Genomic DNA, 13,252 nt, shown 5'->3' on the forward strand with positions numbered 1-13,252 from the left:
TAATAATTTAAATATAGAAAAAATAAGCTTATCAAATTTATTAATGAGTCGACAATTTGATTTATTAGATGAAATTAGAGAAAACAAAGATAAGTTAACTATCGAAGATTTTAAAAATATTTATGAGCAGTTTAATCCACACTCCTCATATAGCACATATTCAACTCTTTTAAATGATTACCAACTAATAAGAAATAATAAAGTTGCAAAACAATAAAATTAGTAGTATATATTTTATTGTTTTAATATTACTGGAAATGATGATTTCCAGTAATATTCTTAGAAAGTATTGTACCCAACTAATACCCCACAAATAATATATTATTTAAATAAATCAGGAAGCATATTATAAATAAATTGGTTAATCCAATGCCAATTATGTATGCCACCATGACCTACAATAAAATAAAAATTTCCTTTCTTAGCTTTTCAATATGCTCATATAGTGTAGGTGCTCCTACTGTAGATAGATAATCTAACTTTGTTGGTATCAATAATAATCTGAAGCATAAATTGCATTTTGTGTTATTAGATCAAAGCTTGGTTGACAGTCTAATAATACAAAATCATACTCACTATCAACAGTCATTATTTCACTCTTTAATCTTGATATACAATTTAATTTACTTCTTGTTAGTTTTATTTCGTTGGACCTTTTATATTACGAGCCAAGTTATCTGTACTTCGTACCCCACTAATCCCCCCGGGCATAATATCCTAAAACTCCGTATACTTTTTACTATTTCCCTTAGCCTTTTCCACTGGATACTTCTTTTCATTTTTATCCATCTTTTTATTTATTATATCCTCTATATTAACACCTAGAGAATCCGCCATATGTAGGCAATAAACCATAACATCTGCCAGTTCATCACATACATCTTCTTTATCATAATTATCATCCCAAAGGAAGTGTTCTAACAATTCTCCTGATTCAATACTTATTGCCTTTGCTAAATTAGCTGGTGTATGGAATTGGTCCCAATCTCTATCTTCTCTGAATTTTCTTATTCTATTTATTGTTTCTTCCATTATGATCTCTCCATTATCCCTTGTATTTCCTTTTAACCACCACTTATTATGTAGCATTACTAGATTCTTTGAATATCCATCTTTTTTATACTTTAATATGGCTCCATGCTATTCCTACTTTTATTTTTCTTACTTGTGAATCACTTATATTAAATATTTCTCCTATTTCTACGGATGTCATTCCAGTAGAAGTGGCTAAATATTTTATTTCTTTAGCTTCTTCTTCTGTTAACTTTACCCTATTATGCTTCTCACCTTTTTTGCATTCTGATAGATGTTTTTTATGTTCTTCACTAAAGCCCATTACGTTTCTTTGATAATTTAAAGTTGGTTGGAGTTTTTCTATATATTCCTTGGATTTTTCTCTTAAATTTATTTTTTCTCCAACTTCTAATATATCTATATTTATCCCTGCATCTCCTATAGCATCATATGCTTTTTGCAAGTTTTTATTAGTGCCTTTTCTATTTTCAAGTTGAATTAATATTCTTGTAAAAGCAGCAACTATTAAATTACCATAGGTTATAAAGGAATCATTTCCTAGGTTAATTTTAATTATTCCTCTTAAATTAAGTAAATCTATATCCTTATAATCCTCTAAATTATTTATATATTCTTTATAACTTCTCATTCCATCCCTCTTATCCTTATAATGTACTTTAATATAATAAAAAGAAATAATTCAAATATTATTTATTAAAAGTATCAAACCTATAGCTATAAATATAATTCACCTTTAAGGACTATAATAGCTTTACCACTTAATTTCACTCTGTTATTTTCTAATAGTTCAATGGAAATTTCTCCACCTCTATCTGAATTTTGATATGCTAACATTTTTGTTTTGTTTAATTTAATATTCCAATACTTTGCAAGTACAGTATGAAATGCTCCTGTAACTGGATCTTCATTTATGCCTCCCCAAGGATTAAAGTATCTTGATATAAAATCATATTTTTCGCTTCCCTTAGTAGTTACTCCTATTCCAGTTACCTTAGTATCAAAGTTTAATGAAAGCATTTTATCAAAGTTTGGTTTTAAATTAATAACCTCTTCTTCACTATTTACCTCTATAACGATTTTTCTAGTATTTTCTCCTATTATAGCTTGTACATAGTTTTTTATTCCCATGGCCTTTAATATATCTTCTGATATATCATAGTTTAAAAAGTTATCTATTGGGAAATCTAAAGTTATCTTATCCCCTTCTTTTTTTGAAATAAGGATACCACTTTTGCTTTCATATTTTATTTCATTAGTTTTTATATTAAATTCATCAAATAATATTTTTGACGTTGCTATAGTTCCATGTCCGCATAAATCTACTTCTAATTTTGGTGTAAACCATCTTAAGGAAAATAATTCACAATCACTTATATTTTTATTTTCTAGTGGCTTAACAAAGGCTGTTTCTGCTAAATTCATTTCTTTAGCAATGTTCTTCATTAAATCATCACTTATATCCTCTTCTAAAATACAAACTGCTGCAGGATTTCCTTTAAAAGATTCTTCTGCAAATGCATCAACTTGATATATCTTAAATTTTTTATTCATATTATTCCCCCAAAAGAACTATCTTTAAATTATTTCTATTAGATTAAAACTAAAGAAGATATATAATCTAAATCTAATATCTCATCTTCAAAGGTATCTAATAAAAATTCCAGTACTGCTTCAGAATTATTACCTATAATTCTTGAAAAAATCACAATATAATCTTTTATATTTTCAATGTTAATTCCCTTATTTTCATTAATGTTATAACTTAAGAAAACAGCATGTCTTATAAATAAGTACTCCAATATAATCATTTCAAAAGCAATAATCAGTTCTTCTAAATCATCACTAGTACAACTACTTATAACCTTTGATACAATGCAGTTTTCAATTAAATTATCGTAGTCTTTAAATAAAGCCTTAAATTCTTTCCAAGAGTTAAAAGTCTTTTCTACATTTCTTCCTTCTGCAAACTTATAAATATCTGTTAGCACCTCATTAAAAAGAGGAACATTTCTGTAGTTTTCTATTATATCTATAAATAATGAATTTACTTCTTTTAAGCATTTCTTACTTTCCTTATTTTCATAGCTCTTATAATTATTTAATTCTGCTTTTATATATTCTATAGATTTACAATTTTCTAAAAGATCTATTAAAGCTTCATAATCTAAATCATCATTATTAAGAATACTAAAAAGTATATTATAAGAAAGAATAAGCTTATTATCTAAAGTTATATTTTCTTTTTGAAGTATATTAACTAAAGCTTCTCTTATTTGTAATGAGCCTAAATCTTCAATATAAGTTAAGGCTTCATTAGATTCTATATTAATTTTTTCCTTCATATTGCTAATTATATTAACTACTTCAGGACAGGCGCATGATAAAGTCATCTCTTTTATATCTTCAAAATCATTTTCTATTCTAGGAAAGCTTTTGCAAGTTGTGGATAAATATTCATCTCCATGATTTATAACTATATTGCATAATCCTTCTTCACTTAATAAAGGACATACTCCCTTTGTTTCCTTTTTAATTAAGTATGAATTTTCACCATTACTTTTTATAAATTTTACATTATCTAAAAGGTAATTAAGTTCACTTTTTTCTTTCCATTTGTTATAGGTCTTAGTATCAACATTTATATCCCAACCCTTACAACAAGTGAATTTACATTTATCTGCTGTACATTTGAATTTATCATATCCCTTTATCTTTAAGATATTATCTATTTTTTTCATATAACAACTCCATCTTAAGTTTTATTTCTTAACTTTATTCATTAGCCATTAGTTCTTTAGCTTCAATAAATGGATTTCTATATCTATTTTTCTTTAAAGTTGAGTTACCAATGTTTATAGCTTCCTTTGGACATATATTTATACATGCCATACAATCTGTACAAATTCCAAGCCATGTTGGTTTATTATTTACCATTTTAATATTATCTACTGGGCAAATGGATTTACACATTTCACAGCCTATACATTTATCATTTACATTGAATGCCTTATCTTTATTCTTAAAGTATTTCTTCCATCCAGTGTGCATTAGTCTCTTACTAGATTTATAATCCACAGTTTTTACTTCTTGATTTTTAATACTGTTAATAAAACCTTCTATTATACCTTCATTTAACTTTATAGATTTTAGAGCTCTTTCCTTTGTTGGATTTTTCCCTGCTCTTGTATAATTTGAAATATATTTTACACATAAATAATTGCTAAGGCTCCCCTTATCCCCTAATAGTTCATTAATGTGAGGGAAACTTATTTTAGCTTTTCCTCCTCCTGTAACTCCTACTGCAAAAATATATGATTTTTCCTTTATATTTAATTTAGATATAAAATCCTCTACCACTATAGGTAGTGATCCACAATGTATTGGATATACAAATCCCACTACATCATCATCTATATTAAATTCTTCATTTTTTAAAGCCTTTGGTATAGATATTAACTCACAATTTTCTAATGATTCCTTGATTTTCTTGGCAACGTATAATGAATTCCCTGTGGCTGTAAAATAATAAATTTTCATTCTCTATCTCCCTTTAACTTCTTTGTCTATACTATTAATTTTAAATGAAATATATAAATTTGCAATTAAGTTAGATATGAAAAGTAATAATCATAAAAAACACGTTTATTCTTTTGACATATCCACTAAATATATGTATAATAGTCCTTGTTTGCGAACTATAAATTTATATTTATAAAAATAATTCGTATTGAGAGGTTAAGGAATGGATAAAGTATTTGATTATGAAGACATACAGTTAATACCAGGAAAGTGCATAGTAAATAGTCGTTCTGAATGTGATACATCTATAACTTTTGGAGGAAGGACTTTTAAATTACCTGTAGTTCCTGCAAATATGCAAACTATTATAGATGAAAAAATTGCAACTTATCTAGCTGAAAATGGATACTTTTATATAATGCACCGTTTTAAGCCAGAGAGAAGAATAGATTTTATTAAAGATATGAAAGAAAAAAACTTATATTCTTCTATAAGTGTTGGCGTTAAAAAGGAAGAATATGATTTTATTGAAGAATTAAAGAAAGAAAATCTTTCTCCTGAATATATAACAATTGATATTGCTCATGGACATTCTGATGCAGTTATTAATATGATTAAACATATTAAAAAGCATTTACCAGAAAGTTTTGTTATTGCAGGAAATGTTGGAACACCTGAAGCAGTAAAAGAACTTGAAACTGCTGGTGCAGATGCTACAAAGGTGGGAATTGGTCCTGGAAAAGTGTGTATCACTAAAATTAAGACAGGCTTTGGAACTGGTGGCTGGCAATTAGCTGCACTTCGTTGGTGTGCAAGAGCTGCAACTAAACCAATAATTGCAGATGGAGGTATTCGTACTCATGGTGATATAGCTAAATCAATTAGATTTGGTGCTTCTATGGTTATGATAGGTTCATTATTTGCTGGACACGAAGAATCCCCAGGGGAAACTATAGAAAAAGACGGAAAGATATATAAAGAATACTTTGGTTCTGCTTCTGAATTCCAAAAGGGTGAAAGAAAAAATGTTGAAGGTAAGAAAATGTTTGTAGACTATAAAGGTTCTTTAAAAGATACCTTAATAGAAATGCACCAAGATCTTCAATCTTCTATTTCCTATGCTGGTGGTAAGAAGTTAGAAGCTATAAGAACTGTTGATTATGTAATTGTTAAAAACTCAATATTTAATGGTGATAAGGTTTATTAATTTTATAATAATGGAGCTGATGTATTAAGGATTAAAATCCACTAATTAATACATCAGCTCCCTTTTTAAATCATATTGTAAATACTTTTTATTCTAAATCTTTTATAGCTTCAGATATAATATTAGCTAAATCTTCTGCTTGTGGTACTAATCCAAGTCTATCAATAAATTCATGTGTCATGCCTTTATATCTATAACATGTAACATCTACACCTGAATCTTTAAGTTGTTTTGCATAAAACTCTGTTTGTATTGTAAGTCCATCAAATTCTGCTCCTACCAATATTTCTTTAGGAAGATTCTTATGAGATTCTGCAATATAAAATGCTTCCTTTGACCATTTATAGCCTTCAATAGAAGCATCAGCAACTGCTATGCATGGATAAATTAATACTTGTAATGCAATCATAGGTATTCCTTCATCTCTAGCTCTAAGTGCTACTGCTGCTACAAAGTTTCCTCCTGCACTGTCTCCTGCTATGGCTATTCTATTTTTATCTACACCATATTTTTCTAAAGAGGTCTAAATATCCATTACGTTTTTCACCTAGACTAGGCTTTAAAATCACCTTAATTCCATTACTAATAATTTCTGCAGTTTCATTTTCTAATATATCTAAAAACTCCATAGGATATCTTCTCATATAAATTCCCACCCTTTAGTTTATAAATTATTTTTCAATACTTTTTAAAGCTTGTTCTAAAACTGCCTTTCCATTCATAGTACCATATAATCTCATATCTATAACTTCAACTGGTATTCTTCCATTTACTAAAGCATCAACCTGTGGTTTTTGGAACCTTACTTGTGGTCCTAATAATACTATATCTACTTCATCAATAACAGATGAACATTCTGATACTGGTAATGCATGAATGTTAATTTCTAACCCTATTTCCTTTGCAGCTGCTTTCATTTTATTAACTAGTAAACTTGTAGACATTCCTGCTGCACATACTAATAATATATTTTTCATATTTTTTCCTCCTAGTAATATAACTTTTTATTACTTATTTTTTAATTCATTGCTTCTAGAGCAATTTCATTATTACTTACATATTCATTATAATATATTTTATATACCCATTAATATCTAATTCTTAAATTTTTTTCTTAAATTTCCATTAGTTTTTATTGTAATTTATTTTATTATCAACTTTATCAAAGTCATCATTTCCCACATTACCAAATAATTGTTTTGTTTTATTTTTAGCCTTTTCCTTAGTTTCATCTGTTAGATATATGGCAACTACTCCTAATGCCAGCATTATAGTAGCTAAATCATCACTATAACCTGCTACTGGTATAGCATCTAAAATTAAATCTAAAGGTGTAATAAAATATCCTAAGGCCCCTACTATAGTTGCCTTAGCCTTGGCTGGTACATTTGGATCCTTTAAAGAATAAAACAGTAATAATACTGCATATACAACTGATGATCCTGCCTTAGAAAAAGTCTTTTTTATCTTGTCCAATAATTTCTTTTCTGTATATTCTTCTTTATATTTATCTTCAACTAATGCTTCTTCATGTACTTCATTATCCATACTAATTCCTCTTTTCTTTTAATCTCTACAATACATAATAAAAATGTATTTATTTCACTTATATCACTCCTTATTATATAAATCAATAAATAAAAAAGTTATCTATTAATTTCTCTTATAATAGATAACTTTTTATACTTAATTAATATATATTTTTACTAAAATACCTATCTCCCCTATCTGGGAAAATAGTTACTATGTTGCCCTTATCTATTTTATTAGCTAGTTTTATTGCAGCAGCTAAGGCTGCTCCTGATGAACTCCCTGCTAAAATTCCTTCTTTTAAGGCAACTAATTTTACCATATCATAGGCTTCTTTATCTGAAACCTTTATAACTTTATCTACTAACTTCATATCCATGGTATTTGGAATAAAATTATTTCCTATTCCTTCAATATCATAACAACCTTCAGCTCCTCCTCCCATGGTGGAGCCTTCTGGATCTGCTAATATAGTTTGTATATTTTTATTTTTTTCCTTTAGATATTTTGCTACTCCTGTGAAAGTTCCTCCACTACCTGCACCAGATACAAAGTAATCTATTTTTCCTTCCATATCTTCATATATTTCCTTAGCAGTTGTTTCATAATGAGCCAGTGGATTTCCTTGATTCTCAAATTGCCTTAAGCTTATAGAATTTTCTATAGTATTTAATAGCTCTTCAGCTTTATTCACAGCACCTAACATTCCCTCTTCTCTAGGTGTATTTATAATTGTAGCTCCTAAGGCTTTCATTAGTGTCTGCTTTTCTATTGAAAACTTTGTGGGTACTACAAAAATTATATTATAGCCTTTATTTATTGCAGCAATAGCTATTCCAAGACCTGTATTACCTGCTGTTGCTTCTATTATTGTATAGCCTTTTTTTAGTATTCCTTCTCTTTCTGCTTCTTCTATCATGTAAACTCCAATTCGGTCCTTTACACTTCCTCCTGGATTATTTCCTTCAAGCTTTGCAAATATATTTACCCCCTCCTTAATATTTAAATTATTAAGTTTAATTATTGGGGTATTTCCTATTAATTTTTGAATACTATCTATATATTTCACTACTAAAGCCTTCTCTTAATACTTTTTTAGCATATTCCTGTGCAAGCTCTATGGAATGATCTCTATAATTACCGCATTGAAGCTCATTAGCTGCTGGTACTTCTTTTTCTTCTAAGACTTTTTTCAAGCTATAATCTAAAGCTTCTATTACATCATCTACTTCTACATCTCCCCAAGCTGTTAAATAAAAACCTGTTCTGCAGCCCATTGGTGAAATATCTATTATAGTTTCTATTTTTTCTCTCATAATTCCTGCTAATAAATGCTCTAAGCTATGAATTGCAGCTGTTGGCATTATTTCTTTATTTGGTTGCATAAATCTTAAATCAAATTTTGATATATTATCTCCATTTTCTCCTTTTTGCACTCCACATTTTCTAACATAAGGTGCCTTTACCTTTGTGTGATCTAATGAAAAACTTTCTACTTTAACCATTTATTTTACTCTCCTTTAATGCATTCTCAATATCATTTATTAAATCTTCTACATTTTCTATTCCCACAGATAATCTTATTAGGTTATCTACTATCCCAACCTTTTGTCTTATGTCATAAGGTATTGCTGCATGAGTCATTGAAGCTGGATGACAAACTAAGGATTCAACACCGCCTAAGCTTTCAGCAAAGGTTATTAATTTTAGATTTTCTAGAAACTTTTTGTAATCATAATTTTCTTTTATTACAAAGGATATTACTCCTCCATATCCTTTAGCTTGTTTCTTTTGAATTTCATATCCTAAATGGTCTTTAAGACCTGGATAATATACCTTTTCTATTTCTTCTCTATTATTTAAAAACTCTGCAATTACCTTTGCATTTTCATTATGTCTATCCATTCTAACAGCTAGAGTTTTAATACCTTTTATTAGCATAAAGGAATCAAAGGGTGATAAAACTCCTCCTGTAGAATTTTGAATAAAATGAAGTTTCTCTGCTAATTCTTTACTATTAACAACAGCTACTCCTGAAACTGTATCACTATGTCCACCAAGATACTTAGTGGCACTATGAATAACTATGTCTGCACCAAGTTTAATTGGTTTTTGAAAATATGGTGTCATAAAGGTATTATCAACTATTGTGTAAATCCCCTTTAACTTAGCTATATTTGAAACTTTCTCAATATCAGTTATATCCATTAATGGATTTGTTGGTGTTTCTATAAATATAGCCTTTACACTTTCATCAATACTTTTTTCTACCCCTTCTAAATTAGAAGTATCAACTAAGGTATATTTAATCCCAAAATTATTAAATACCTTATCAATAACTCTAAAGGTTCCACCATATAAATTATTAGAAATAATTATTCTATCTCCTGATTTAAATAGGGAAAGAATAGCAGTTGTAGCTGCCATTCCAGAAGCAAATCCAAAGCCTCTATATCCTTCCTCTAAATCTGAAACTAATTTTTCTAATGCTTCTCTTGTGGGATTTCCTGTTCTTGAATATTCATACCCAGTATTAACACCAAAGCTTGGCTGCTTGTAAGTTGATGTTTGATATATAGGTACATTTACTGCTCCTGTTCTTTCATCCCCATCTATTCCCCCGTGAATTAGTAATGATTCTATTTTCATCTCCTATCCTCCTATTATTTTTTACTTCCCTTAGCTATAAAGATTCCAGTTTCAGTGTATTCTCCCTTACTTGAATAACCTTTGCAGCTTAACTCTGTATTTTCAATTTCTATATCTTTAAAACCAGCTTCCTCAAGCCAATTTATTATTTGTTCATTTGAAAAGCCTAGCCATTCATCAAACATTTCTTCTCTAGCCCACTCCCCGTCATGCTCCATAACATCTGATATAACTACTATTCCATCTTTTTTTAGGACTCTATACATTTCTGATATAGCTTTTTTTGCATCCCTTATATGATGAAGTGCCATATTTATAAAAATAACATCTACTGAATCATCAAAAAGTGATAAGTTATCTAAGGATGATTTAATAAGATATAATTTTTTATTATCCTTATCTGAAATATTATTTTTTAATTGCTTAAGCATATTCCTTGAGTTATCAACAGAAAAAACTATATTTGCTTCATTTACTAGAGCTAATGAAACAAAGCCTGTTCCACATCCCAAATCTGCTACTACCTTATCTTTTATATTTATTAATGATAAAAGTTTGTATTTTAACCTCTCTTCAAAATACTCACTACGAATAACATTCCAACTTTCAGCGATAGAATCAAAATATTGTACAGAATTCATAATAACCCTCCTATTTTCATAAAAATATTTTATATTAATTAAGTAATTTTCAAGAAAATAATTAAACAAAATAAAAAAACTCCTGCCTCTATAAACTTAGAGGCAGAAGTTAACTTCCGCGGTTCCACTCTAATTAGTGTTAGACCAGAATATACAATAAAAAATGTTTCTATAATTAATACTTTTTAATTTATAAAAAATATTACATTAACAATTCTACATTTTATATTTATATCTAGTGCTATATCACCATCTCAATATTTTGGTACAATATATATACCTCAACGCTTTAACGGGCGTTCCCGCTGAAGTCTACTATTATTTCGATTCAGAGCTCAAAGATGCACTTCAATTAATATCTACTTAAAACCTCTTCCAGCCAAGGAGGTTTTTCTCTGAAAGCTTTTATTAATCTACTCTTCTTATCTCAGCCGTTATTTCCCATCGGATTACTTTGTAATTTATAATACATTATATCACAAAATATTAAAATGTGTATACAAAATATTTATTTTTTTTTAAACATTTAATAATAATATAATACCAGCTATATGAGAAACAAGACTTACTATAAAGGCAATTATTCCTAACACAAGGGATATTATATACTTTTTATCTTCTTTAAAGGCCTTATTTTTTAATGACATTACTATGGATACAATTGATAATACATAACCTAATAATGGACTTATTAAACCTCCTATTAATCCTACTATAGCTAATATAATGGCTACTATTGATTTAGAAGATTTCTGTGTAACTGAATTATTTTCCATAGATACTCCTCCTATTTTTAAATTTAATTTTTTATTTATATAATACCATTTATGTTTAATATTTGAAATATATTAATTTTCAAAAAAATTAAGTATAGATATATCTTATAACATAATTAATATCTATACTTAATGATTATTTTAAACTAATTCAATTTTTAAGCTTCTATAGAGAAGCCTACTATCCCAAAGGAGCCTGGACCTCCATGAGATGTAATTACGCATCCTGTTTTCATCCATTTAATGGTTTCAAAGCCCATTTTCTTTACCTTATCTTCGGCTACTTTTTTAACTGAATCTGATAAGCCTATAGACCATAATAGATATATTTCTTTCTTATCTAAATTTTTACTATAGTCAAAATCCTCTATTAGTTTTTCAACTATACCTTCCATTTTCCCTCTGTACTTTTTCTTGCCTACTAAATACCCATTTTCAATTTCAATTGATGGATGTATCCTTAATATTTTTCCACCTATAAATACTGCATTACTTACACGGCCTCCAGCTCTAAGGTATTCTAACTCTGCAGGAACAAAACACATTTGGCACTTATTTGTTATGTTTTCTACTTCCTTTAATAATTCTTCCATAGTTACATTTGGATTTTCTTTTAAATATTTAGCTGTTCTTATTACAATGGCAGCTTGTCCTATTGATACATTCTTTGTATCGTAACTTGTGACATAATCTCTATTATCCGCTGCTATTAATGCACTTTGATAGGAACAAGTTGTTACTGCAGAATATGCTAAATGTAGTATTTGCTTATCTGGATACAAACTATGAATTTTATCGAATACTTTTATAAAATCCTGTGGTGAACTTCCGCTGGTTTTTGGTGTTTTATTTGTATTATTATAATACTCACAAACTTCTTCTACTGGAAAACTTCCATCCTGGTAAGTATTATCTCCCATAGTAACATACATTGGAACAAGAAAAATTCCCATTTCTTCTGCAATATCCTTTGGAATATCTGAGCCAGTTTCCGCCACTAGTATAATATTACTCATTTACCTTCCTCCCTCTATTATAGTTTTATTAAATTCTTATAGCTATTTAATTAATAAACTGCAATTATTTCTAAATTTAAATATTTATATTAAAATTCAATTATTTACTATATTAAAAACAATATATCCCTTTAGGAATTATTTTCAAATAACTTAGGTATATTATATCATTATTTTTATAATGTAATAGTTTTATTTTCAAAGTTTTATTATTTCTAATATCTCTATCCCTTCTTTTAAGATTATAATAAATCAATGAAAAAAACACCCTTTAAGGAAATCTTTAATATAATAAATATAATCACTTTACTTGAGGTAAAAATATGAATTTTAATGGTTGGGCCAATTATGAAGATTTATTTAGAGCTTGTGGCTATAGTAGTCCTTGTGATGAAAATGGTGATAATTGCAATAAAAATGAGAACAATAATAGCAACAATAGTAATTATAGATCTAATTACTATGGCTGCAATGACATACCAAATGGTTTTCAAACTCTTCATCCTGAACTATTTATAATTATAGGTGAAATACTTGGAAATATAGTAGCTGGAAGTGTTCCCTTTAACGTACAAAATGCAATTGGCAACTGGTTACAATTAGTTGGGCAAGCTATCTTAACTTATAATGCTCAGCAACAATATTTTCAAGCAGGGCCAGGTAGATATTATGATATTGCAAATTTTAATATTGTTAATCCTTTTTGTAGCTCTGAATCACCAAGTACAGCAGCTTACACAGCAAACACAGCTAATGCACAGGGGCCTTCAAATGGCTCAAGTTCTAGAAGCTCCTCTTCTCAAGGTTCATCACGAAACTCTAACTCAAAAGGTAATTCAAATAAAATAGAAACATTAGAAAAACAATTTAATGAATTAA

At 28.3% G+C, this 13,252-nt stretch carries 19 protein-coding genes; 3 read left to right on the forward strand and 16 right to left on the reverse strand.

All coding sequences use genetic code 11. The features are described from left to right. Nucleotides 1-217: hypothetical protein (locus HUJ77_RS10595; RefSeq protein ID WP_291708556.1), on the forward strand; the 217-nt coding region annotated here is incomplete at its 5' end. Nucleotides 218-490: 273 nt separating this feature from the next. Here HUJ77_RS10595 and HUJ77_RS10600 read toward each other — a convergent pair. The 6 genes from HUJ77_RS10600 to HUJ77_RS10625 all read right to left on the reverse strand — a co-directional run bounded on the left by HUJ77_RS10600 (nt 491) and on the right by HUJ77_RS10625 (nt 4,572). Further along, a complete protein-coding gene (locus HUJ77_RS10600) occupies nt 491-643 on the reverse strand; it encodes an AAA family ATPase (protein ID WP_291708573.1) in 153 nt (50 codons plus the stop codon). 74 nt (nt 644-717) lie between these two features. Continuing rightward, the gene (locus HUJ77_RS10605) at nt 718-1,032 is read right to left on the reverse strand and encodes a nucleotide pyrophosphohydrolase (RefSeq protein ID WP_291708557.1); all 315 of its coding nucleotides are present in this window, start codon (nt 1,030-1,032) and stop codon (nt 718-720) included. An 85-nt stretch (nt 1,033-1,117) separates the two neighbouring features. Then, a complete protein-coding gene (locus HUJ77_RS10610; RefSeq protein ID WP_291708558.1) occupies nt 1,118-1,663 on the reverse strand; it encodes a hypothetical protein in 546 nt (181 codons plus the stop codon). 86 nt (nt 1,664-1,749) lie between these two features. Then, on the reverse strand, nt 1,750-2,586 hold the full coding sequence (locus HUJ77_RS10615) for a PhzF family phenazine biosynthesis protein (RefSeq protein WP_291708559.1): 837 nt from the start codon (nt 2,584-2,586) through the stop codon (nt 1,750-1,752). Between the two features lie 38 nt (nt 2,587-2,624). After that, the gene (fliB, locus tag HUJ77_RS10620; protein ID WP_291708560.1) at nt 2,625-3,773 is read right to left on the reverse strand and encodes a flagellin lysine-N-methylase; all 1,149 of its coding nucleotides are present in this window, start codon (nt 3,771-3,773) and stop codon (nt 2,625-2,627) included. 34 nt (nt 3,774-3,807) lie between these two features. After that, complete coding sequence (locus HUJ77_RS10625) at nt 3,808-4,572, reverse strand: EFR1 family ferrodoxin (RefSeq protein ID WP_291708561.1); 765 nt, start codon at nt 4,570-4,572, stop codon at nt 3,808-3,810. Between the two features lie 205 nt (nt 4,573-4,777). On the opposite strand from HUJ77_RS10625, the gene guaC reads away from it, so the two are divergent. Further along, a complete protein-coding gene (gene guaC, locus HUJ77_RS10630; protein ID WP_291708562.1) occupies nt 4,778-5,761 on the forward strand; it encodes a GMP reductase in 984 nt (327 codons plus the stop codon). An 88-nt stretch (nt 5,762-5,849) separates the two neighbouring features. On the opposite strand, the gene HUJ77_RS10635 is transcribed toward guaC, so the two are convergent. From HUJ77_RS10635 to HUJ77_RS10680, 10 genes are all read right to left on the reverse strand, one after another. Further along, on the reverse strand, nt 5,850-6,248 hold the full coding sequence (locus tag HUJ77_RS10635; protein WP_366033268.1) for an alpha/beta hydrolase fold domain-containing protein: 399 nt from the start codon (nt 6,246-6,248) through the stop codon (nt 5,850-5,852). 7 nt (nt 6,249-6,255) lie between these two features. After that, on the reverse strand, nt 6,256-6,405 hold the full coding sequence (locus tag HUJ77_RS10640) for a hypothetical protein (RefSeq protein WP_291708563.1): 150 nt from the start codon (nt 6,403-6,405) through the stop codon (nt 6,256-6,258). Between the two features lie 27 nt (nt 6,406-6,432). Beyond that, entirely contained in the window at nt 6,433-6,738 is a 306-nt protein-coding gene (locus HUJ77_RS10645; protein ID WP_291708564.1) for a PTS sugar transporter subunit IIB, read from the reverse strand. A 148-nt stretch (nt 6,739-6,886) separates the two neighbouring features. Then, entirely contained in the window at nt 6,887-7,309 is a 423-nt protein-coding gene (locus HUJ77_RS10650) for a DUF1232 domain-containing protein (RefSeq protein ID WP_291708565.1), read from the reverse strand. A 142-nt stretch (nt 7,310-7,451) separates the two neighbouring features. Next, complete coding sequence (locus tag HUJ77_RS10655; protein ID WP_291708566.1) at nt 7,452-8,360, reverse strand: cysteine synthase family protein; 909 nt, start codon at nt 8,358-8,360, stop codon at nt 7,452-7,454. Beyond that, nucleotides 8,344-8,796: an S-ribosylhomocysteine lyase gene (locus HUJ77_RS10660; RefSeq protein ID WP_291708567.1), complete on the reverse strand. Its 453-nt coding sequence runs from the start codon at nt 8,794-8,796 to the stop codon at nt 8,344-8,346. The genes HUJ77_RS10655 and HUJ77_RS10660 overlap by 17 nt, the downstream gene beginning before the upstream one ends. Next, the gene (locus tag HUJ77_RS10665) at nt 8,789-9,940 is read right to left on the reverse strand and encodes an aminotransferase class V-fold PLP-dependent enzyme (RefSeq protein ID WP_291708568.1); all 1,152 of its coding nucleotides are present in this window, start codon (nt 9,938-9,940) and stop codon (nt 8,789-8,791) included. Before HUJ77_RS10665 ends, HUJ77_RS10660 begins: the two co-directional genes overlap by 8 nt. A gap of 14 nt (nt 9,941-9,954) precedes the next feature. Beyond that, entirely contained in the window at nt 9,955-10,581 is a 627-nt protein-coding gene (locus HUJ77_RS10670; protein ID WP_291708569.1) for a class I SAM-dependent methyltransferase, read from the reverse strand. A 518-nt stretch (nt 10,582-11,099) separates the two neighbouring features. After that, complete coding sequence (locus HUJ77_RS10675; RefSeq protein ID WP_291708570.1) at nt 11,100-11,357, reverse strand: hypothetical protein; 258 nt, start codon at nt 11,355-11,357, stop codon at nt 11,100-11,102. A gap of 158 nt (nt 11,358-11,515) precedes the next feature. Then, entirely contained in the window at nt 11,516-12,373 is an 858-nt protein-coding gene (locus tag HUJ77_RS10680) for a DegV family protein (protein WP_291708571.1), read from the reverse strand. Between the two features lie 323 nt (nt 12,374-12,696). Here HUJ77_RS10680 and HUJ77_RS10685 point away from each other — a divergent pair. Continuing rightward, nucleotides 12,697-13,252, forward strand: a 556-nt coding sequence (locus HUJ77_RS10685) for a hypothetical protein (protein ID WP_291708572.1), incomplete at its 3' end; no start/stop codon positions are given.

Source organism: Clostridium sp. (genome assembly GCF_021443865.1).
GTDB lineage: Bacteria > Bacillota > Clostridia > Clostridiales > Clostridiaceae > Clostridium.